This window comes from Acinetobacter sp. Tol 5 (genome assembly GCF_019702905.1).
Classification (GTDB): Bacteria; Pseudomonadota; Gammaproteobacteria; order Pseudomonadales; family Moraxellaceae; genus Acinetobacter; species Acinetobacter bereziniae.
On the sequence record NZ_AP024708.1, the window covers coordinates 344,067 to 366,763 of the forward strand.

The 22,697-nt window shown below is 38.2% G+C and carries 21 protein-coding genes; 11 read left to right on the forward strand and 10 right to left on the reverse strand.

Translation table 11 applies throughout. The features are described 5' to 3' along the window. Positions 1-16 precede the first annotated feature (16 nt). Genes TOL5_RS01580 through TOL5_RS01590 form a run of 3 tightly spaced genes read right to left on the reverse strand, consistent with a single transcriptional unit; the run spans position 17 to position 3,690 of the window. Positions 17-1,432 (reverse strand): sigma-54-dependent transcriptional regulator, encoded by a 1,416-nt coding sequence (locus TOL5_RS01580; protein WP_005035339.1) that lies wholly within the window; start codon positions 1,430-1,432, stop codon positions 17-19. A 17-nt stretch (positions 1,433-1,449) separates the two neighbouring features. Further along, on the reverse strand, positions 1,450-3,018 hold the full coding sequence (locus tag TOL5_RS01585) for a sensor histidine kinase (RefSeq protein WP_221260636.1): 1,569 nt from the start codon (positions 3,016-3,018) through the stop codon (positions 1,450-1,452). A gap of 36 nt (positions 3,019-3,054) precedes the next feature. After that, the gene (locus tag TOL5_RS01590) at positions 3,055-3,690 is read right to left on the reverse strand and encodes a response regulator (protein ID WP_221260637.1); all 636 of its coding nucleotides are present in this window, start codon (positions 3,688-3,690) and stop codon (positions 3,055-3,057) included. Between the two features lie 232 nt (positions 3,691-3,922). Here TOL5_RS01590 and pbpG point away from each other — a divergent pair, with 232 nt between their 5' ends. The 3 genes from pbpG (at position 3,923) to TOL5_RS01605 (ending at position 6,552) form a co-directional block, all read left to right on the forward strand. Further along, positions 3,923-4,975, forward strand: a complete 1,053-nt coding sequence (pbpG, locus tag TOL5_RS01595; RefSeq protein ID WP_004826319.1) for a D-alanyl-D-alanine endopeptidase PBP7/8 — start codon at positions 3,923-3,925, stop codon at positions 4,973-4,975. A 169-nt stretch (positions 4,976-5,144) separates the two neighbouring features. Continuing rightward, positions 5,145-5,759 (forward strand): DUF6915 family protein, encoded by a 615-nt coding sequence (locus TOL5_RS01600; RefSeq protein WP_004826322.1) that lies wholly within the window; start codon positions 5,145-5,147, stop codon positions 5,757-5,759. Positions 5,760-5,778: 19 nt separating this feature from the next. Continuing rightward, complete coding sequence (locus tag TOL5_RS01605; protein ID WP_199995483.1) at positions 5,779-6,552, forward strand: hypothetical protein; 774 nt, start codon at positions 5,779-5,781, stop codon at positions 6,550-6,552. 64 nt (positions 6,553-6,616) lie between these two features. Here TOL5_RS01605 and thrC read toward each other — a convergent pair whose 3' ends face one another. The 4 genes from thrC to xerD all read right to left on the reverse strand — a co-directional run bounded on the left by thrC (position 6,617) and on the right by xerD (position 11,195). Continuing rightward, the gene (thrC, locus tag TOL5_RS01610) at positions 6,617-7,756 is read right to left on the reverse strand and encodes a threonine synthase (protein ID WP_009584439.1); all 1,140 of its coding nucleotides are present in this window, start codon (positions 7,754-7,756) and stop codon (positions 6,617-6,619) included. A 153-nt stretch (positions 7,757-7,909) separates the two neighbouring features. After that, complete coding sequence (locus TOL5_RS01615) at positions 7,910-9,214, reverse strand: homoserine dehydrogenase (RefSeq protein ID WP_009584444.1); 1,305 nt, start codon at positions 9,212-9,214, stop codon at positions 7,910-7,912. A 125-nt stretch (positions 9,215-9,339) separates the two neighbouring features. Beyond that, positions 9,340-10,152 carry a DsbC family protein gene (locus TOL5_RS01620; RefSeq protein ID WP_004826328.1) on the reverse strand — a complete coding sequence of 271 codons (813 nt, stop codon included), beginning with the start codon at positions 10,150-10,152 and terminating at the stop codon, positions 9,340-9,342. A gap of 125 nt (positions 10,153-10,277) precedes the next feature. Then, positions 10,278-11,195: a site-specific tyrosine recombinase XerD gene (gene xerD / locus TOL5_RS01625; protein WP_005035345.1), complete on the reverse strand. Its 918-nt coding sequence runs from the start codon at positions 11,193-11,195 to the stop codon at positions 10,278-10,280. 166 nt (positions 11,196-11,361) lie between these two features. On the opposite strand from xerD, the gene TOL5_RS01630 reads away from it, so the two are divergent. The 4 genes from TOL5_RS01630 to TOL5_RS01645 all read left to right on the forward strand — a co-directional run bounded on the left by TOL5_RS01630 (position 11,362) and on the right by TOL5_RS01645 (position 14,291). Next, positions 11,362-11,631, forward strand: coding sequence for a FeoA family protein (locus tag TOL5_RS01630; protein WP_010591216.1), 270 nt, complete (start codon positions 11,362-11,364; stop codon positions 11,629-11,631). Beyond that, the gene (gene feoB, locus TOL5_RS01635; protein WP_199934980.1) at positions 11,628-13,490 is read left to right on the forward strand and encodes a ferrous iron transport protein B; all 1,863 of its coding nucleotides are present in this window, start codon (positions 11,628-11,630) and stop codon (positions 13,488-13,490) included. The genes TOL5_RS01630 and feoB overlap by 4 nt, the downstream gene beginning before the upstream one ends. 44 nt (positions 13,491-13,534) lie before the next feature. Continuing rightward, on the forward strand, positions 13,535-13,786 hold the full coding sequence (locus TOL5_RS01640; RefSeq protein WP_199934979.1) for a DUF6587 family protein: 252 nt from the start codon (positions 13,535-13,537) through the stop codon (positions 13,784-13,786). A gap of 292 nt (positions 13,787-14,078) precedes the next feature. Next, positions 14,079-14,291: a hypothetical protein gene (locus TOL5_RS01645; protein WP_199934978.1), complete on the forward strand. Its 213-nt coding sequence runs from the start codon at positions 14,079-14,081 to the stop codon at positions 14,289-14,291. A gap of 68 nt (positions 14,292-14,359) precedes the next feature. Here TOL5_RS01645 and TOL5_RS01650 read toward each other — a convergent pair whose 3' ends face one another. After that, positions 14,360-16,162 carry an ABC transporter ATP-binding protein gene (locus TOL5_RS01650; RefSeq protein WP_221260638.1) on the reverse strand — a complete coding sequence of 601 codons (1,803 nt, stop codon included), beginning with the start codon at positions 16,160-16,162 and terminating at the stop codon, positions 14,360-14,362. Between the two features lie 127 nt (positions 16,163-16,289). Here TOL5_RS01650 and TOL5_RS01655 point away from each other — a divergent pair, with 127 nt between their 5' ends. Next, entirely contained in the window at positions 16,290-16,919 is a 630-nt protein-coding gene (locus tag TOL5_RS01655) for an alpha-ketoglutarate-dependent dioxygenase AlkB family protein (RefSeq protein ID WP_009584385.1), read from the forward strand. A gap of 44 nt (positions 16,920-16,963) precedes the next feature. On the opposite strand, the gene TOL5_RS01660 is transcribed toward TOL5_RS01655, so the two are convergent. Together TOL5_RS01660 and TOL5_RS01665 are read right to left on the reverse strand one after the other, a co-directional pair. Continuing rightward, positions 16,964-17,662: an NAD(P)H-dependent oxidoreductase gene (locus TOL5_RS01660; protein ID WP_009584418.1), complete on the reverse strand. Its 699-nt coding sequence runs from the start codon at positions 17,660-17,662 to the stop codon at positions 16,964-16,966. A gap of 319 nt (positions 17,663-17,981) precedes the next feature. Beyond that, positions 17,982-18,785, reverse strand: coding sequence for an IclR family transcriptional regulator (locus TOL5_RS01665; RefSeq protein WP_009584423.1), 804 nt, complete (start codon positions 18,783-18,785; stop codon positions 17,982-17,984). Positions 18,786-19,280: 495 nt separating this feature from the next. Here TOL5_RS01665 and TOL5_RS01670 point away from each other — a divergent pair, with 495 nt between their 5' ends. The 3 genes from TOL5_RS01670 to TOL5_RS01680 all read left to right on the forward strand — a co-directional run bounded on the left by TOL5_RS01670 (position 19,281) and on the right by TOL5_RS01680 (position 22,653). Further along, on the forward strand, positions 19,281-21,365 hold the full coding sequence (locus TOL5_RS01670; protein ID WP_009584405.1) for an FUSC family protein: 2,085 nt from the start codon (positions 19,281-19,283) through the stop codon (positions 21,363-21,365). A gap of 2 nt (positions 21,366-21,367) precedes the next feature. Then, positions 21,368-21,574, forward strand: a complete 207-nt coding sequence (locus tag TOL5_RS01675) for a DUF1656 domain-containing protein (protein ID WP_004826348.1) — start codon at positions 21,368-21,370, stop codon at positions 21,572-21,574. A gap of 68 nt (positions 21,575-21,642) precedes the next feature. Beyond that, positions 21,643-22,653 carry an HlyD family secretion protein gene (locus tag TOL5_RS01680; RefSeq protein ID WP_151798010.1) on the forward strand — a complete coding sequence of 337 codons (1,011 nt, stop codon included), beginning with the start codon at positions 21,643-21,645 and terminating at the stop codon, positions 22,651-22,653. The last annotated feature ends 44 nt before the right edge of the window (positions 22,654-22,697 follow it).

The following is a 22,697-nucleotide window of genomic DNA, read 5'->3' on the forward strand; positions in this document are numbered from 1 at the left end:
TCAATATCAGCAGATTCTATTCATCATCAGTATCTAGCCCAAACTTTTTCAAACGATAACGTAAAGATCGAAAGGTCATGCCGAGTTTTTTTGCAGCTAAGGTCCGATTCCAATGGGTTTGATTTAATGCAGATAACAAGACTTCTTTTTCAACATTTTCCAAATATTGCTCCAAGCCTTCTTTCGGAATATTCGGTGCTTTGTTTGGAAGTTCAATCGCCGTATGGTTGGTCGGAACAGACTCAAAGGATTCAATTTTGTTAATACTGCTCCGTTGTGGCGCAGGTTGGAGTTGTTGAATATCGATAGAATCCTCATCACACATCGTGATGGCTTTTTCAATAATATTGCGCAGTTCACGAACATTACCAGAATAATGTTGCTGTAAAAGAAATGCTTTAGCTGCATCTGTGAATGATTTGCTCGGAATTCGCCATTCAGTACAAATTTGTTGAATAAAATGATTGGCTAAAATCAAGATGTCACGTTCGCGATCACGTAATGGCGGGAGTGTAATATCCATAACATGAATTCTAAAAAACAAGTCATGGCGGAACTTCCCTTGTTCAACCAGAGCTTCGATATTTTGATGCGTTGCACTGATGATTCGAAAGTCAACTTCTATTTCAGTATCGCTACCCAAAGGACGGATTTTCTTTTCCTGAACAGCACGTAAAAGTTTAGCTTGCATGGCTAAAGACAATTCTGCGACTTCATCCAAGAACAATGTGCCACCATTGGCAGCCTGAACCAAGCCTTGTTTATCTTGCGTTGCGCCAGAGAAACAGCCTTTCTTATGTCCGAAAAGCTCACTTTCCATCAGTTCTTCAGAGATAGCCCCGCAGTTGATTGCAATAAATGGACTATCACTGCGGTTACTGAGTAAATGAATAAGATTCGCAACCACTTCTTTCCCTGTACCAGACTCCCCTGTAATAAAAACAGGTGCTTGTGAACGGGCAATTTTTTTAATCGATTCTCTTAATTTACGAATGATTTGCGAGTCGCCAATGAGCATGGACTCTTCAAGTGGGGCTTTAGTTACAGTTTCACTCAACTGAGGAACATGTAAAGCTTTTTGTAAAAGTTGCTGTAAATGTAGTTGATTGATTGGTTTGCTAACGAAATCAAAAGCCCCAGCTTTAAGTGATGCAATTGCGATTTCCATATTGCCATATGCTGTGAGTACAGCGATTGGCGTTTTTGGATAATGTTGCGATACATGTTTGACTAAATCTAAACCACTCCCATCAGGCAAGTTTAAATCTGTAATACAGGCATCATATTTATATTCACTAAAAAAATATTTGGCTTGCTGTAAATGATGTGCCATATGTGTTTTGATGCCCATTCGCGATAGGCTCATTTGCATCAACATACATAAATCTTGTTCATCATCTACAAGTAACACCAATGGTTGTCGTGTAGTCATATCCCCAAAAACCTAATCTAATCCATGCGTGGGCATTCGATACGAAAGCATGCCCCTTGTTGTTTTTGCTCAACGTAAATTAATTTCGCTTGATTTGCTTCGCATATAGTTTGCGATAGGTACAATCCTAAACCAGTTCCATTGATTTCGGTACTAAAAAATGGCTGAAATAATTGTGAAAGATCTTGTTTTGTGACGCCTTTCCCATAATCAATCACATCTATACAAATATGTGCGTCATTTTTAAACGCCTTGACCAAAACGTATTCCGCATTTTGATCATTATGGCGTAATGCATTACGCAATAGATTGACAAGTACTTGCCTTAATTGCGAATCATCAAAATAAATCACAAGATCTGCTTCAATTTCAGTTTGGATTTTAGTTTGAGCATCACTTAAATCGTGTAACAATAAATCTTCTAAAAATAGTGGTAAGTCGATTTGACTGGCATGGGTTTTTTTGTTTTTTGCCATATCTAAAGTATCTTTGATAATACTGTTAATACGGACAGTCTGCTTGGTAATCATTTGATGGAGTAAGGCTTGCTGCTGTTCATCACTCATCAGAAAAAGATCATTTGCCTGCGCAATGGCAGCGAGTGGATTACGTATCTCATGAGCAATACTTGCTGATAATTGTCCTAATGCTGCAAGTTTAAGCTGTTGTACCTTTTGATTTATTTTTTGTGCATCTTCAAGTACAAGAAGTGTGAGCGCCTGATGTGGAACAATCAGTTTTTGTACCCGAATATCAACGGTAAATGAAGATTGCTGTGATTCAAATTGAAAACGCTCACCATCTCGAAACATGGCATCTTTTAAAATTTCATAGAGATCAGGCTGGAAATTGGATAAATGATATTGTTCATGTGCATACAGGGGAGATATCCCTAATAGTGAACATGCGGCAGGATTACTGACAATAATTTTACATTTTTCATCGAGTACCAAATAACCGACTTCGATTTGTTCTAAAATATAGCGGTTGATGTTTTGTAGCTTAAAAAGCTCTAAAGATTGGTACGTATTTAAGGACTCAAGAACCTGAAAACGGTTGATTGCAATTTGCCCGATTCCGTACACCATAAAAAACAAGAAAGCCAATAAGGCACTATTACTAATATTATTTAAATTAGAAAAATCAAAATAACTGCCCAGAAATTGCTGATAGATAATGGCAATGACAGACACTAAGGTAATAAATAATGCTTTGTTTTTACTCAGTAAAAAATTTGCAGTAAAGACTGCAATCACAAATAAAATACTGATGGCTAAATTTGGACCATTCAGCGCAAATACCAAGATACTGAGGAATGGAATATCAACAATAAAAAAGCCAATAAACTGCTGTGCAACGCCATGAGGGTAAAATTTCAACAGCATCATTTGCAATGCTGCAATGATGGTAAAGGTCGCAATCGAATAAAAATATAAACTTGGGTATTCGTAGTGAACAGGCTGATTTTCTAAGGTAATCAGAAAAATAATGATTAAACAAAAGGCAATAATCAGTCGATAACCTGAGTAAAGTGTGCCTAGACGGTAAATTGTTTGATAAATAGGCACAGATACCGTAGACGACATACTCACACTCAAAGGTAGATCATTGTTTTATAAGATTTATGGCTTAATTAGACCATAACGTATGGCTAGATGAGTAAGTTTGACATCACTATCGAGACCCAGTTTTTCAAAGATACGGTAACGATAAGTATTGACCGTTTTTACACTCACAAAGAGTTTGTCTGAAATTTCTTGAGCGCTGACACAATTCACCACCATCATCGCAACTTGCATTTCTCGTTCTGAAAGTGCGTCGAAAGGTGAAGTTTGGGTATCTGATAAATATGAGCTGGCAAGTTGCTCTGCAATATCTGCGCTAAAGTATTTTCCACCTTGCATGACTTTCTTGATTGCACGGACCATTTCTGTAATGGGTGCACCTTTGGTGATATAACCCCGTGCGCCTGCTTTGAGTAACAGAGACGGGTAGGGTTCCTCAGCTAAACCACTTACCGCTAAAACTTTGGTATCTGGAGCAGTTTGTAATAAACGACGGGTCGTTTCTACCCCGCCAATACCAGGCATATTGACATCTAAAAGAACGACATTAGGGTGTTGCTGCCTTATAATGGTAATGGCTTCTTCACCAGATTCTGCTTGTCCGATGACTTGAATATCAGTCTGATCTTCTAACATTCTGCAGATGCCTGTTCTTACTAATTCATGGTCATCTACCACTAAAACAGTAATCACTTACACCTCCTTAAATTTTCCAATATCAACATTTTTGTTACATAAAGCAAAAAAGACTTGCAATGACATAACAAAATTGGCAATCCTATTCCTAATATCTATTCAATATTTGCGCACAATACATTGTGATTGAAATATTCGTTTTAATATAGTCACGTTTGAGTGTAAATGTAAGTCATATTTGAGGTAATTAGCAAGTTTGTGAATACCTCCCTGAGGTGAGTAAGTTATCGTGAAAAAACCAAAAAAAACGTTAATGCATGTGCTGAGTTTGTCAGTACTACTCAGTTTGAGTTCAACAAGTTTTGCTGAAATCATCATGAATTCAGGGGGAAGCGGACAAGCGAGTGTAAGTTGGTCATCTTCCGACGCAAGCCAATTATTAAATGGCGACTCTGTTGATGATGATGGTGAAGATATTTCACCTAAAGGCTCAACTACTTTAACCACAACAATTCGTCCATCAAATGCTGCACCAACAACACTGACTAACAAGTCTGTGCAGATTTATGATACCAATAGTTATAACAGTCAACCTTCAGTTAATGCTCGTGCTGCACTCGTGATGGATGCAACAACGGGTGAAGTGCTTTACAGTAAAAATACCAATACTTCGATGCCAATCGCTTCTATTACCAAGTTAATGACTGCGGTGATTACAGCAGACGCACGTTTGAATATGTCAGAAGAGATTACACTTCAACAAATTGATTTTGCTGGAGCAGGTGGTAAGAACTCCAGCTCAACTTTAAAAGTTGGCGATAGCATGAATCGTGCTGAAATGTTGCTTGTGGCGTTGATGAAATCTGAAAATCCAGCTGCAGCAGCTTTAGCACGTACCTATCCGGGTGGGCGACAAGCATTTATTGCAGCCATGAACGCGAAAGCGCGTCAATTAGGTATGACGTCTACACGTTATGTCGAGTCTACAGGTTTAGATCCTCATAATGTGTCTTCTGCGCGTGATTTAGGCATTTTGGTGAGTGCGGCATCTCAGTATGGCTTAATTCGTCAATTCTCGACCACAGCGCATTATGACTTCAATTTAGGCTATCGTATCCTCAAGTCAAATAATACCAATGCACTGGTTCGTAATGGTGGATGGAATATCAATATTTCCAAAACAGGATATATCAATGAAGCGGGACGTTGTGTAGTGATGCACACTACAGTGAATAGTCGTCCAGCTGTTGTAGTGTTATTGGGTGCAAGTTCTTCTCAGGCACGTACCAATGATGCAACCAATTTATTGAATTGGGTGAGTAATTTACCAAAACGTATTTAAGCTTTTGTGATTTAAAAAAAACTCTTCAATATGAAGAGTTTTTTTGTGGTTGAATTAAAATAAAAGTATCGGAACACTTGAACTGATAACAATTATCAATAAATTATATTCGTTTATTTTTTAAAATGAGTTAATGTTGAACGACAATAAGAAATGATGACTTAACATAATGAATGCATTACAACATGCACGTATTTCTGCCAAACGCTGGGGTGGAGAGGTAGAAGACTATTACGAAATACATGCATTTATTGATAGTACTAAAAGCTTATGTAGTGATGCTCGACATCGAATTTTGCATACATTATGGGGTGTAAATTCAGTGGTCATTCCAGTGTTTGGACATAGCCTTCAAAATAGTGCTGGTAAAACAATTGATATAAAAGATTTGTGTGAACGTGATCATCTATTGGTGGATTACCAACAGCGTTTTATTCCAACCTTAAATGATTTTGTAAGTGCGATAGATGTTAAGCATTTACCGAAAAACTTTGAACAACAACTAGAGCAGTTACATCACTATTACTTGCAGGATAAAGCGCTTTCAAAGCTGATGTTATCTCCTTTGGCTTTAACAGGAAAATTACATTCTTTATTAATTACTCACAACAGTTGGTTTATATACGATATTTTGCCGCGCATTGGCGCATTGCCTCGATTAGAAAGTATTGTTTATAGTCCAGCGGATTTTTTTAATGCCATGCATTTCGAATTGTGGATGGATAATGGAATGGCAATACCTCCAAGTGCTCAAGGTTTACATCAACGAAAACAAACCATGTAATAAAAAATAGGAAATGAGTATGGCGACTTATGTGATACGTGCAAAATATTTTGGCTATAACGATGAAGTTTTTTACATTGCGGGGAATCGTATAGCCAATATTTTTGACAATAAACAACAAGCAGAAGCAACCTATAAACAACTTGAAATTGATGGCGCACGTGATTTTGCTTTATATGAAGTCGATTCACTTTTTGAAGCAGATGAGGAGAAACTCAGATCACTGGATGAATTTGTATTTTCCCGCTGTGGGGAACATATTTTAGATGATGATGAATTATCTATGGATATATTACCTGTAAGTTTAAATGATGAAGATACATTTGAATTTGTTCAGCTTGCCGAAATGCAAAAATTTCAGTTGGTACAGTTTGATCAAGATGCAAAATTTTATGGTTTATGGTCGATGAAAAAGCAACAATGGCTTGAAGAACATGATGAAGGTTTTGCAGGCTTGGTGTATTCAGAAAATCCTGAATTACTTAGAAAAAGTGTGGGAAAAGTTTTTGCTGAATATGATGATTGTTCTATTCGCCTTGCTGGATCCTTATCGGAACTCTCAGCACAACCAGTATTGTTGAAAGCATTGATTGGGGCAGAATCGGGCTTAAGCTATGATGAGAATAAGCAAGAATTGATTATAGACTTTTGGCAACAAGAGGCGTTATATGCGGTAAACCCTTTACTCAAACAACCTTTATTTGCAATCAGGGAAATTAGTTTGGAAGATATTCAACGTATCGAAAAAGATTTGGCAAGACAGTACGGTTATGAAGAATATGACGAAGAATAGTGGTTTCGTTTTGGCAATAAAAAACCAGTTGCGAGCAACTGGTTTTTTTGCTGCAAAGACGTTATTACATATTTGAAAGAATCGAATCACGAACTTGGTTTAAGGTCGCATCAATCGACAGCATAACCGCATCTTCACATTGTTTAATGGCTGTATCAGGGTCTTTTAAGCCATTACCAGTCACAGTACATACAATCACAGAACCTTCCGCAATTTTACCTGCTTTAATATCACGGATAGCACCACCGATTGATGCAGCCGATGCTGGTTCAACGAATACACCTTCATACATAGAAAGTAAACGTTGCGCTTCTAAGATTTCAGCATCAGTTAACTCATCAAACCAACCCTTTGAATCACGTACAACGGCTTTTGCATGATTAAAGCTTTGTGGATTACCGATACGGATTGCTGTGGCAACTGTCTCTGGATTTTCAACCGGACCACCACGTAGGAATGGCGCAGCACCTGATGCTTGGTAACCTACCATCACAGGGCGACCTTCAGGATTTGGACCTGTAAACTTGTCTGTTTCAGCGTCATAAACCACTTGTTCAAACGCTTCAACGGGTTGGTTCGCCACTGCTTCAGTATAGCCCATCCAATGTGCAGTGATATTCCCTGCATTTCCTACAGGTAAGCAATGGTAATCAGGTGCGCGACCAAGTGCTTCTACAATTTCATAAGCAATGGTTTTTTGACCTTGCAAACGATATGGATTGATTGAGTTCACAATAGTCACAGGCGCTTTATCTGCAACTTCTTTCACTAGACGCATACCATCATCAAAGTTACCACGGATTTGCATGGTAATCGCACCGTACATCATCGCTTGAGCCATTTTACCCATGGCAATTTTGCCTTCTGGGATTAAGACAAATGCTTTGATTCCAGCACGTGCAGCATAAGCAGCCGCCGCCGCTGAGGTATTTCCTGTAGATGCACAGATAATCGCTTTAGAACCTTCTTCAACTGCTTTGGTCACAGCCATGGTCATACCACGGTCTTTAAATGAACCTGTTGGATTTAAACCTTCGTATTTCACATAAATTTCAACATTTTTGCCAATAAGACGTGGAATGTTGTCTAATTTAATGAGAGGCGTGTTCCCTTCATTTAAAGAGATAGCACGTGTAGTTTTCGATACGGGTAAGCGGTCACGATAGCGATCAACAAGTCCTGTATAGCGATTGGCATTAGACATGATGGTGTTCCAGTTGTATGTAGAGCAAATAAAGGTATTCTTTCGCCTCTAGCCTCTTATCAAAGAAGCTAAATTCACCATTTGATCTGTTTGAAATGGCGGATTTATCTGCATCTTTGTTATCGATGCAGATGAGGGGAGGATTAAATCCGATTAGTTATCGAGCAATTCTAAACGAATTCGTACGATTTCGCCATGAATAGCAGGTAAGGCTTGAATTTGTGCAATCGCTTCATTCATTTTTGATTCAACGATTGGATCAGTCAAAATCACAATCGGGATTAAATCTTTTAAACGAGGTTGCTGCATAATTGCATCAATACTGATACCTGTACGGCTTAAGATGGTGGTGACATCTGCAAGTACGCCCGTTTGGTCTTCAGCATTTAAACGCAAATAGTAACCTGTAGTCATTTCATCACTAGATAAAATAGGCAAGTCTGAAAGGGCTTCAAAAGCCAATTGTGGAATTGTACCTGAACCATCTTCTGTATATATGATGTCACGAACAATATCGACCACATCAGCAACAACAGCAGAGGCAGTTGGACCTGCACCCGCACCTGCACCATAGTAAAGTGTCGGACCTACGGCATTGGCTTGTACCAATACTGCATTTTTTACACCATTTACATTGGCAATCAATTCTTCTTCAGGGATCAGCGTTGGATGAACACGCAATTCAATGCCTTTGGCTGAGCGACGTGCTATACCCAAATGTTTGATTTTATACCCAAGCTCTTCAGCATATTTAACGTCTTGTGCCGTTACTTTGGTAATTCCTTCAGTATAGACTTTGTCAAACTGTAAAGGGATACCAAATGCACATGATGCAAGAATCGTGAGTTTATGTGCTGCATCAATTCCTTCCACATCAAAAGTTGGGTCAGCTTCTGCATAGCCTAGCTCTTGTGCTTCTTTGAGAACATCAGCAAAGGCACGGCCTTTTTCACTCATTTCTGTGAGGATAAAGTTGCCTGTTCCATTGATAATGCCTGCCAACCATTCAATTTTATTGGCTGCCAAGCCTTCACGAATGACTTTAATAATTGGGATGCCGCCTGCAACAGCTGCCTCATAGGCAATCTGTACATGATGATCATCTGCTGCTTTAAATAACTCATTACCATGTTCAGCAAGTAAGGCTTTATTTGCAGTCACCACTTGTTTACCATGTTTGATGGCTTCCATAATGACTTCATAAGCAGGATGAATTCCGCCCATAACTTCAACCACAACATCTACATCGGGTTGGCGAACGATCTCTAACAGATCTGCGCTTTGCTTCACACTTGCTGGTAAATTTAGATCTGGACGTGGACGACGAGTGCCTACGTGGGTAATTTCAATTTCTCGACCGGTGCGACGTCTAATTTCAGCAGCGTTTTCTTGTAGTAGTTTAAGGGCTCCACCGCCTACGGTTCCTAGACCGAGTATTGCCAGACGAACTGGTTTCACGTCACACTCCAATTATGCATATAAATTATATTAAGCTTAGATCATAGCTAAAAAATGCGCCAGACTCTAGAGTCTGGCGCATCTTTATATTGAGCTATAAATAATAGTAAATTTACTGATAAAAATTATTTATTTAAACGGCTTTCAATTTCATCAGCAGTCATATACCCACCCAGATATTCACCATCTGCATTGTAGATTGCAGGGGTACCATTTACGCCCATTCTTAAACCTAGAGCATAAAGGTCACGGACTGGGTTTTTACATGTTGCAGGTGGAAGGGCAGTACCTGCAATGGCTTGATTGAATGCGCTATGGCGATCAGCACTACACCAAATGCTTTCCATGGTTGGAATAAACTGTTCGCCACGAGGCCAAGGGATATAGCGTATTTCAATACCTTTTGCGGTGATTTCACCAATATGTTCATGCAGTTTATGGCAATACGGGCAGCTTGCATCGGTAAACACATAAATCACATGTTTAACTTTACCTTGTGCTGGATAAACCAAGAGGTCTTTAACATTTAAATCAGCAAAGTGCTTTTTATTTTCAGCAGCCTGAAGTTTGTCACCGATACTACTGAGTTTTTCACCGCCTAAACGAATGACATCGCCTTGGATTAAAAATTTACCGTCAGCAGTGGCATAGACAGAACTCATTCCTTCCATGCTAATCCAATATAGATTTGGCATTTCAGTCGGTTTAGCATCCAAGATTTTAGCATTCACACCTGCTTTCTTGAAATTGGCTTGTAGTGTTTGGATGAGGCGTTGTTTAGCGTCACGTTCAGTTAAATTTGATGCCTCACCAGTTGCGGGTGCTGTTGCAGTCAAAGTGTCATCTTTTTTTGAGTCTGGCGTTTTTGAACAAGCACTCACTGCCATCGTGCTTGCAATCAGACAAGCCAACATCAATTTTGAACGATTCAATTGCATAAATAACTCTTTTATGTTTCTTCAGCATTATTGTGTGGGGAATTAGCATAGCAAAAAAATCAAAGCCATACTTTAAAACTTGATTAAGGGATGTAAATTATCAGTATTACTTCCATTTGAAAATCTTATGCGCGTGGGTGATATTTTTCATGTAATTGCTGCATACGCACCTGTGCCACATGAGTATAAATTTGAGTGGTGGATAGATCACTATGCCCTAAAAGCATTTGCACCACACGTAAATCAGCACCATGGTTGAGTAGATGTGTTGCAAAGGCGTGGCGGAGTGTATGTGGTGATAACTCTGCTTGAATGTTTGCCTGTAAAGCATAGCGTTTGATGGCATACCAAAAGTTTTGCCGACTCATGATGCCACCATGCTGGGTTAAAAATAAGTAATCGGTTGCTGACTTATACAGCTGCGGTCTAGAGGTATTTAGGTATTGTTCAACCCATTCACAAGCAACCTCACCTAATGGGACCAATCTTTCTTTATTTCCTTTACCTGTAATTCTTAAATAACCCTGTTTTAAATTGATCAAATCGAGTCTTAAATTTAAAAGTTCTGATACACGCAATCCACAAGCATAGAGAACTTCAAACATGGCTCTGTCACGTAAGCCCAATGCTGTACTTATATCAGGTGCTTGGATCAGCGCCTCTACATCTTGCTCAGATAGATCTTTAGGCAATGCTCGTCCAAGTTTGGGAGTTTTATGCATGGCAACTGGATTATCTAAACGAATCTTTTGCTCACGTAAAAATTTAAAAAATGAACGGAGTGCTGAAAGTGAGCGTGCAATCGAGCGTGGACTTTTACCTTGCTTGGTCAATTCTATGAGGACATCGGAAATATCGTCATGTGTCCAATCGGGTAAATAAGTATTTACACATTCACTACATTGGATTAAGTCGGATAAATAGGCATTTCTTGTATGCGGACTGACCGTTTGAGCAATTAAATAATCACGAAAACCTTGTAAAAAGCTTAAATTTTCAGGAATGGCAACTGCAGTTGGAATACGTGGTTTCTTATTTAACATGGTCTTAGCAAAGTTTAAAGCGTCTCTGTGAGAAGAATGTAGACTAAAAAAATAAAGAAGTCGAATGCCTAAAGTGAATGAGAATTGTAATGAACCTTACTTGGTAATTATTCTCATTTGTATGTATAATAAACTACATATCGTATTCATTTTAGGGTTAATTGCAGTGCGTTTGTCAGACTTGAAAGTAAAGCAAACTGCCATTATCTCAAAGGTCAGTCGCACCTCAGAAGATAATGTCAATCAGCCAGATTTAGTGGCAAGCCGTTTGGAAACACTAGGTTTTGTGCCTGGCACACGTGTACAAGTGATCACAAAAGGGATTTTTGGTGGTGATCCTATTTTAATTCAAATTGGTTTTACTCGATTTGCTTTACGTAAAGTGGAAGCGCAAAAAATTGAAATTCATCAAGCATTAGAAGGAGCTTCCGCATGAGCGAAACTTTACGTATTGCTTTAGTGGGAAATCCTAACTGCGGTAAAACTTCTCTTTTCAATCACCTTACTGGAACACGCCAAAAAGTTGCCAACTATGCAGGGGTGACTGTTGAACGTAAAGTTGGGGCATTTAATTTACCTTCAGGTCGCGCGGTTCGTGTTTTAGATTTACCGGGAACGTATAGCTTAAATGCAACAAGTCCAGATGAAGCCATTACCCGTGATGTGGTCTTGGGTAAAATTGCAGATGAACAAGATCAACAAGCGTTTTTATGTGTGGTCGATGCGACCAACTTAAAATTGCATTTAGGTCTGGTTCTTGAAGTGATTGAACAAGGCAAACCGATTCTACTTGTATTAAACATGATGGATGAGGCTCGTCGCCGTGGTATGCAAATCAACACTCAGAAACTATCACAACGTTTAGGTATTCCTGTCGTTGAAACAGTTGCTGTGCGAAATGCAGGAATTGAAAATCTGATGGCGGCTTTAGAAGATGAGAAATTCCGTACCCCAAGCGCAGAATTGAGTGATGTGAAGCTTTCAGGTTCTAATCATGAAAAAATCGATCAAATCTTAAAGGATGTGGTGGTTTTTGTAGATCATGAAGATAAACGTACTGATTTTCTCGATAAAATTTTCCTGCATCCTGTTTTAGGGCTTCTAAGCCTTGCACTCATGATGTTTGTCGTGTTCCAAGCCGTTTTTGCTTGGGCTGCACCATTTATGGATGGAATTGAAGAATTCTTTGCTTGGTTTGGTGAGTGGATTGGACAATTTATTTCACAGCCATTGCTTAATAGTTTGGTGGTTGATGGTGTGATCGCGGGGGCAGGTAGTGTGGTGGTTTTCTTGCCACAGATTCTGATTTTATTCTTCTTTATTTTGGTCTTAGAAGAATCTGGGTATTTGCCACGTGCTGCGTTTCTGCTGGATAAATTGATGTTTAAAGCTGGCTTAAGTGGTCGAGCTTTTATCCCATTATTATCAAGTTTTGCTTGTGCTGTACCAGGTATTATGGCGACACGAAGTATCAGTGATCCGCGAGATCGTTTGGTTACGATATTGGTTGCACCACTGATGACATGCTCGGCACGTTTACCTGTATATGCTTTGTTAATTGCAGCATTTATTCCGGAAAAAATGGTTTGGGGCTTTCTGAACCTACAAGGCTTGGTGCTGTTTGGTCTGTATATGGCAGGCATTGTCAGTGCACTGATTGTTGCAACTGTACTGAAATTTTTCCAAAAGGATAAATCTCAACATGCGTTATTGATGGAATTACCAAGTTATCGTATTCCTGATGTAAAAAGCGTTTGGATTGGGTTATTGGACCGTGCCAAGATTTTCTTAAAGCGTGTGGGTGGAATTATCTTCGCTTTGTCGATCTTGTTATGGTTCTTGTGTACTTTCCCTCAACCGCCTGAAGGCGCAACTTTACCTGCGATTGACTATTCTTTTGCAGGGATGTTAGGGCATGTCATGCAACCGATCTTTGCACCATTAGGTTTTAACTGGCAGATTTGTATTGCCTTAATTCCAGCGATGGCTGCACGTGAAGTTGTTGTTGCTGCATTGGGTACGGTTTACGCATTGTCAGCAGCAGATGATGATGCTGTTGCTCAAGGTCTATCTCATTTGATCAGCCAAGGTGACTTGAGCTGGACAGTGGCAACAGGTTTATCATTACTGGTGTGGTTTATCTATGCACCTCATTGTTTGGCGACATTGGCAACAGTAAGACGTGAAACAGGTTCGTGGAAAACTGTGGCAGGTATGACCATATATTTATTTGGTCTGGCATATCTTATGGCATTCCTGACTTATCAAATTGCATCACGCTATTTTGGTCTATAAGGTGAATTAAAAAACCTTAAACCTTTGAGCTAAAGGAGTTCGAGATGATTGAATCATTGATTGTTGCGGTATTGGTGATATGGAGTGCGATCTTTGTGTTTAAGAAGGTTTTTCCTAAGTCGGCATATTCGGTATTTTCTAAATTGGCTCAATTCTTTCAAGCGAGAGGTTGGACGCGTTTAGCACAATGGACTCAGCCTGCAATGGTGAGTGGTTGTGGTGGTGGGTGCGGTTGTAGTACCAATGAACCTGATACTTCTAAAAAATCAGAAGTTCAAGCTGTAAAGTGGAAATAATCAGGTTCTATCTCACTTGAGTAAACATCGAAACCATCCTAGGCTATAGGGTGGTTTTTTGTTTTAAAGGATTTTTTTTAAGATATAACCATGAAAAAGAAGAATCGTAAAATTATAATCAATGACAAAGTTTATCTCTACAATGTGTAATCACGATATTGTGGAAATGATTTGGACATTGTCACATTAAAAATTTTTTCTGGATGGATATACACAAACACCTTATATTTTCCATTTTAAAAATATTGTGGATTTCATAGGTGGAACACCACTTTATGCAGGTGTTTTCTTGTTGAATAAGCAAACAGCTTTGCAAGAATTTGTTAGTTTACATCGCCCATATTTTGCACGACTTTTTATTTTATACGCATTGTCTGAAGGGTGGGATGCGACAAAAAAATATGAAAACCAAAAGGCGATGGATGTATTAACTCACTTTAATTTAGATGTTTCAAAGATTGAGTATAAAAGCATTGATGAAAGCGGAAATGATTCAAATCCTTAGATGAATCATTTCCAGTTAATCTTAAGTTCTTATAAAACAATATGTATTACTTTGAACATAAGCCGTGATTAGCTATGTGTTTCTTCTTCAGTATCATCTTCAAAAGTTTGAGCAATTTTTTCAATATTCAAACTTTTTGCCATGGCATCAAAAATTTCTTTATAAGTGCCATCTTGATGGTAAAGCTCATGATGTTCGCCATGCTCGACAATTTGTCCATCCTTCATGACATAAGTGTAGTCAGCATCAATAATTTGCGAAAGACTATGTGAAATCATGATCACCGTTCGACCTTGCTTGATTTCGTCCAGACTTTGTTTAATTTGTTCAGCCGCGATTGCATCTAAACTTGCTGTAGGTTCATCTAAAAAGATAATGGGTGGATTTTTAAGAAACATACGTGCAAGCGCAATACGTTGTTGTTGTCCACCTGATAATAATAGGGCATCGGCTTCATAAGCATGTGGTAGTTTTAAAATTTGTTCATGAATTGAGGCTTTTTTTGCAGCTTGTATCACTTCCTCATTACTGGACTGAGGTTTACCATAACGAATATTTTCTAAAATAGAACCCTGAAAAATATGGTTTTTTTGTAGCACTAAACCAATATGTTCACGGAGGTAGTGGGTGTCAATTTCTTCTAAATCAATCCCATTTAGTTTGATACAGCCTGCATTCGGAAGATAAAATTTATCTAATAAACTGATCAGGGTCGATTTTCCTGCGCCTGATAAGCCCACCAATGCAGTGATTTTATTAGGTTGTATGGTCATGTTGATATGATGCAAAGCCTGATAACCATTGGGATAGGTAAAATCGACATGTTCAAGTTCAAATTTGCCTAGAATTTTAGGTTGTCTTGAGCCACTGGCTTCGATCTCATTGTCCGCTTCTAAAATATTAAAGAAGCTTTCGGAGTAAATCATTGCCGAGTTAATTTCATCATAAATACGATGTAAAGAACGAATAGGTGCAGAGACATTATTAAACAACAACACGTGATACATGATCATACCGATACTCATTTGACCATCTAACACAAAATAGGCTGTTAAAATGATGATGAAAACCACACCAACTTGTTCAATAAAAGTTTTCAAACCATCAAAAAGATAGCTGGTTTGGCGGGTTTGCATTTGATTTTCGGTGAGTGATTTTTGTAGATTCAACTGTTTGGTTGACTCAACACTTTCTTTATTAAAGGATTTAATGACTGTAATCGAATTGATAATACTGAGAATGCCTTGATTCTTTTTTTCAAAATTATCGCGCAATGCACGCCGTTTACCAGACAGTTTTTGCGACTGTTTAAAGGTCAACCAGAAGTAAATAGGAACAATAATGGTAGCAACTAAACCGACCCAAAAATTGGCATAATACATTAAAGCTAAAGCGATAATTGCGCTGCTAAATAGCGGTAAAATATCAATAAAAAAGATTTGTACAAGACGAGTCAGTGAGCTGACTCCACGATCAATACGTGTTTGTAATTTCCCTGCTTGATTATTCTGTTGATCGAAAAAAGCCAGTCTATAGGTAATGAATTTCTCAATGATTCCTTGCGATAGGTCTTGCGAAATTAAAATCCTCAGCTTTTCACCAAATGACTTTTGCCCAAATTGCACAATGGCATTGATGATCTCCTTTCCCAATAAAACAAGGCTAATGGTGATAATGATATGCCAGCCATCCGCCAACCCTTGCCCTGCTTGAATCAGCTGATTGATACTGTCTACGGCATATTTAAGGGTCAGTGCATTGACCTGTGCAGTCAGTGAGCCGATCAGTGTTAACAGTAAGGTCACGATGACGAGCCAGCGATAGGGACGTACAAAGGGGCGTAGTTTTAGAAATAATTGCCATAAATTCATAAGTTTTTGCTTTTTAGGTTTCCTTTTAGTCTAGAACTGAATAAATTTTGTCACAAGTACTTCATGTGTTTTGAATTGTGAAGCGCTAAAGTAAACTTTAAGTAGACATGTGTATGATTGTTTAGCGATGAATCTAGAACTGTTTGAACCTGAAGCGAAAGATAATTTACTGCCTTGTGATGGGGAAGTGAAGGATTTTGGCTTGATCTTAGACCATGAACAGAGTCAAAAATATTTAGTTTATTTCTTAAAACATTTGGCTTGGCAGCACGATGAAGTGTATTTGCATGGGCAATATTATCAAACTGAGCGTAAAGTCGTGTGGTATGGTGATGATCATTATCAATATCATTATTCAGGCATGGCAAAACAGGCACATGTTTGGAATCCCGCATTATTCCGACTAAAGCAACATATCGAGCAATTGACTGGGTATACTTATAATTCATGTCTTGCCAATTTATATGAAAATGGCACACAAGGCGTAGGTTGGCACAGTGATGATGAACCTTCTTTGGAGTCGCCAGAAAGAAATGTTGTGATTGCCTCACTGAGTTTTGGTGCAACACGAAAGTTTAGTTTCAAACACAAATGGAAAGCTGAAAAGGTAGATTTAAGCTTACAAAGTGGACAGTTGATTGTGATGCAAGGAAGGACACAACGTTATTGGAAACATATGCTCGCCAAATCTACACGTGTGGTGGAGCCACGGGTAAATTTGACTTTTCGCTATTTTTATCCAACTGAATCGCAGTAAAGATATTTACGAAATAATGGTTTTTTTATCTCAACGAATACTTGTTAAAGTGGATAAAGTTTGTCATCAAACTGTTCTAGTTTTGGAAATTCTAAAGCTTGTAACTGTTCTAAATTCTGCAAATGTTGCTGATATTGTTGTAATAATTGCTGGCGAGCTTCATTGGTAATATAGGGCACATGATAGGCAATAAATGGAGGTAGCACCTCAAATCCAACATAAGCCAATGTGCCACGCTGAATAGGAAGCAATAAATCGTCTATAGCGCCATGAATTGCGTTTTGCCCAAACATATGGTCACGACCACCGAGGGTAAAACTGAGCATTGCTTTTTTGCCTAACATACCACCACGATTATAAAAACGTTTACCACCGTAAAAAATACCTGAAACAAAGACTCGATCAATCCATCCTTTTAAAATGGCAGGTACAGAAGTCCAATACATGGGGAAACTGAAAATTAATAAATCTGCTTTTTGCACTTTTTCAATTTCAATTTGAATGTCTTGTGCAAGATCATGGGTTTTCGATGCGTGACGTTGTTCTAAAGCATAATTCAAATATTCTTGGTTGCTTCGACTATCAAAGTCTGCTTGAGATGCAACGGGATTAAAGTTCATTGCGTATAAGTCTGAAACTTCTACATGATGTCCTAAATTATGTAGTGTATCAACAGCATGATCTTTTAGTGCTGTGGTAAACGAAAGTGGTTCAGGGTGAGCGTGAACGATAAGAATATTCATAGCAGTCCTTGAAAAATAATGATGATTTTATTGTTTGATATTTGGATTATTTCTAAAAAAGCATGATTCGCCAATCACCTGAATTATTTTTTTTAGGTCATCAGGGTAAATCAAATTTTTAATACAAGTGGTCTAATCATAAATAAACCAGTACGCATAAAAAAAGCCTATGTTTAAGGGCATAGGCTTTCTTACTCTGAGGAGGCATTGTCTTCTAAAAAACAATGCCAAAATATCATGGATTACTGAAGAACATAATCATATTATGAGAATGTAAAAACATTATCAAGAGAGAAAAACATTACAAAATGTTAAATTATCAATTTATCCCTTCTTGTGGATGAAAGGCAGAAAGCTGATCATTGGCAGAAAGAGCCTGGTAACGTTTTTCGATTTGAGTGGCTGAATCTTGTAAGGTTTCAATCAGTTTTTGAGTATTGACGTATTCAAAACGATTTTTAGAGGCAAGTACAGTAAGCGCTAAAGGTGCTTCTTTGCTTGAGAATTTAACGGGAATAGACAGACCTGAAACATTAGGATCTAATTCACCTTGCGAAAAATAGAAGCCTTGTTTTTTGATTTTTTTCATTTTATTGATAAAGGTTTCAGCATTTTCAGCAAAATTGACCTCTGCCAGTTGGGTCGCAAAACGATTGTAATAGTCATGAATTTTTTGCTTAGGTAAATGGGCAATGATCACTTTGGGTGATGAACCCATAAATACTGGACGAGGACAACCACGCCCATAAGATAATAACGTTTCATCACGATAAACCTCATGATGAACATCGATACAGTAGTCATCATTTAAATGTGTCAACAGGCAACACAGTTCTGTACGTTCTGAGATTTCCTGCATAAATGGCTTACTGATACGCACCAATGGATCTGTCGTTCTAGAAATATAATCCATGACTGCAATTTTAGGACCCAGTGTATAGTCACCTGAGGTTCCATTTAAACGTTGCAAAATATCAGCCGACACTAATTCTTTCAAATAACGATAGCTGGTCGGTTTCGATAGACCAAGCTCTTCACAAATCACATCGACATTAATTACTGGGCGAGACACCGAAAATAAATCTAAGACGGTGAGAATTTTGCCAAAACTTGAAAGTGCCATTGATGACCTACTCAATAAGTGAGAATCAAAAAATAAAAAATTAATGTTACTTTATAACAAATTGTTCAAGAAAAAACAGCCGAATTTGCAATGTAATTGCAAATGATTCTAGATTTATTACTTTAGTGCTAATTTTGAGAAAATGCACTACATTTAAGCAATGATTTAAACTATATTGTAGTTTATTATCAAAATAAGATATTTTTATTGACTTATTTGATGTTTTTTGAAAAAATTGTCTACATGAATATCCAATGACGAAATTTATCTATTGAAAAATAGTTTAAATTTTGAGCATAAATTTTCATTGTCAATTGAGTCTTTCTCTACTCAATGGTTGTACTGAGCAAAATCCTAAATTTGTTCCTCTATTCAGTTTTTATTCATCACACTGTTTATTTCTTTAAGCAGTGCGTTTTTTTGGTCGTGAATAAAACAAAAGATAAATCGTACAGCTCAAAAACCAACATTATTCAATCATCGTGAGCCGCAAACATGTTATTAATCAAACCACTATTGGCTTTTAGACCCAATAAACTGGATTGGATTTTTGCGACTAAAACATTTATTGCTGGCATGTTGGCGTTATATATTGCGTTTGAACTCAACCTCAGTTATCCCATTTGGGCGATTGGTACAGTTTTTGTGATTGCCAATCCGTATTCGGGAATGCTGGCATCTAAAAGTATTTATCGGATTTTAGGGACCTTGTTTGGGGCGATTTTTGCAATTGCCGTGATGCCTCATTTGGTCAATACGCCGTGGTTATTTACTTTTGTCTTGGCAGCTTGGGTAGGGTTGTGTCTTTATTTGTCTTTAATTGATCGCTCACCACGCAGCTATGTGGTGATGTTAGCAGGATATACCGCAGTTATTATTTGTTTTAACTCAATTTTTTACATCGATACCGTTTCAATTTTTGATATGGCAGTGGGGCGATTTTTAGAAATCTCCTTGGGTGTTGTGTGTAGTGCAGTTGTCTCAGCAACGATATTTCCCATGCATATTGGACCTGTTATTCAAATGCGTGTATCTAAAACCATGCAAGACACCAAACAGGCATTTGACTCTATTTTGTCAGATGCTCAACATTCTGAAAATTATACTCAGCTCTTGGCAAATATCACACGTGACACCACTGATATTCATACCATGGCGGTGCATTTAAGTTATGAAACATCTAAATTTAAAGGGATGACCAAGCCATTACAGGAACTATTGCATCAAGTGACAATGTTGGTGGCAAATTTGGTCGCGATGTCTGAAAGAATGAAACAGTTGGATCAAATTGATCTGAACTATCGTCCGTATTTGCAAAAGTTTCATCGAAATGTAGATGACTTTTTAGACAATGAACGTGTCATTCTTGAACATCAGCTAAAACATTTACCTGAGCATTTTGAATCCGATTTTCAAGCCATTGTTGATCATGCATCTCCTGAGCAACACATTATTCTGGGCAGCTTGAAAATGGATATTCGTCATTTTATTCAAAATGTGCGTGCGGTGAAATTGATTTGGCAATGTATGCAACGGGGAGACAACACCTTACCAGAATCCATTACACCATTAACCACCACCTATCCAAGTTTACATCGTGATTACGGTGTTGCTGTTCGAGGTGGAATTTCCGCATTTCTCACCACCTTACTTGCTTGTACATTCTGGATTTTAAGCGGTTGGAAAATGGGCTTTATGTTGGCTGAGATGGCGGCAATTACTGCCTGTATTCTGACATTCATGGATGATCCTGTACCTGCATTAAAAATTTTTATTCGTGCCAGTGTTTATGCTGCATTTCTGGTTTTTATTTATGCTTATGGCATTTTTCCTCATGTGACCGCTTTTTGGGAATTAGCTATTGTATTGGCACCTTTCATTATGTTTTGTGTGATGTTGTATTTGCATCCACCTTTACATGCACTGGGTTTGCCGCTGATCATGAGTACTGTCATGGGATTGAATTTACAAAACCGCTATATGATGGATCAAGTCACCTTTTTCGATGCTTCAATTGCAACGGTGATTGGACCGATTATTTCAGTCTGTGTCATGCAAATGGTCCGTTCGATGTCACCTGAAATGACCGTAAAACGCATGTTGACCTTACACTATAAAGCGATGCGTGAAAGTATCACGATGCCTTATGGTACAGGCTTTAGAATTCATTTAAGAAGTATTCTCGATCGTATTGGTGTTTTAAATACCAAGCAGATTCAGTCAGAACAACTCAAAGTAGAAATTAATAACGCATTAATTGAATCAAGTGCTGCAATTGATTTAACTCGTTTACAAGAGCTGGTGCAAAAGCTTTCTCCAGAATCAGCAAGCACAAGATCGATTGTCAAATTACAAGATTTGCTTGAACGGTGGTGGACGGAGAAAAAGCATAGCCAATCTACCGATCATATAAAACAGCAATTGATCCAACAATTTGATCAAGTGATCGATGATGTGCAAGCCGTTGGTGATGAAGACATTCGACATCGTATTGAAATTTCAGTGAATAATATTCGAAGCAGTATGTGTCATATTCAACAGGCTGAGCGACAGTCTTCTATACCTTTACTTGGAGCATAAATATGGGTGAGCTAAATATTTATGGTGTTTATGTCCCAATATTTTTAATCCAAGCTGTGGTGGCTTTTTTGATTTGGAAAATTGTTTGTATTGGTACAGATCGCTTGGTTGAAAAAGAATGGATTGCATTGCCAGGCATCTTCAATATCTGTACCTATTTGATTTTATTGTGGTCAATACATTGGGTTTTTATTCAGATCACGACTTAGCGTCTATAGATTGTTGGTTTTAAAGTTTCAGGTTTTAAAAATTTAAGTTTAATGATTGGATTTGTGAAATGAAAACGTTTGATATACGTAAGGCTATACGCCCAATATCCTTAGCTATTGTAATCATTATTGCGATACTTTGCGCACGACATATTTGGAATTATTACAATGCTAAGCCATGGACACGAGATGGTCGTATTCGTGGAGATGTCATTCAAGTATCGTCCGATATTGCTGGATTAGTCACAGAGGTGATGGTTCAAGATAACCAAACGGTGAAAAAGGGACAGGTGTTATTTAAAATTGATGTGGCTCGTCAGGCTTTGGATGTTGAGCAGGCCAAATCCGATCTCGCCAAAGCACAATCTGGACTTGCTGAAGCGGAAGCTGCACTTGCTGAGGCAAAAGCCAATATTGTGAAGTCGAAAGCCAACATTAATCTTGCTGATAAAAATGCACGTCGATATTCGGATTTAATGGATGGTGCAATTTCTAAACAAGAGCAAGATCAAATGTTTGCAACACGAGATCAAACTCATGCTGAGCATCAACAACTTGAAGCTGCTGTCCAACAGGCTGAAGCCAGTATCAAGCAACAAAAAGCCTTGATTGAAGCGGCCAATAGTAGCGTGCACCTTGCTCAACTGAATTTACAACGTTCAGAGGTATTGGCGCCTGCGGATGGAACATTATCAAATTTTGATTTACGCATCGGAAACTATGTCAAAGTTGGTCAAGCTGTTGCGGCCTTGTTAGATCGAAAACAGTTGTATGTGGTTGGTTATTTTGAAGAAACCAAGCTTAATAAAATTCATTTAAATGATCCAGTGACTGTACAGTTAATGGGTGATTCCATCAAATATAAAGGGCATGTTCAAGGTATTGCATCTGGGATTGAAGACCGTGAGCGAACCACTTCTTCAGGATTGTTGGCGAATGTGAATCCAACGTTCAGTTGGGTACGTTTAGCACAGCGTGTTCCTGTTAAAATTGTTTTAGATGATGTTCCGCATGATTCATTGGCATTTGTTGCAGGGCGTACAGTGACAGTACATATTTTGGAAAAAGCTAAGAAATGATCAACTTCAGTCATTAAACTTTAAATTTTAAACCCATCGATGAT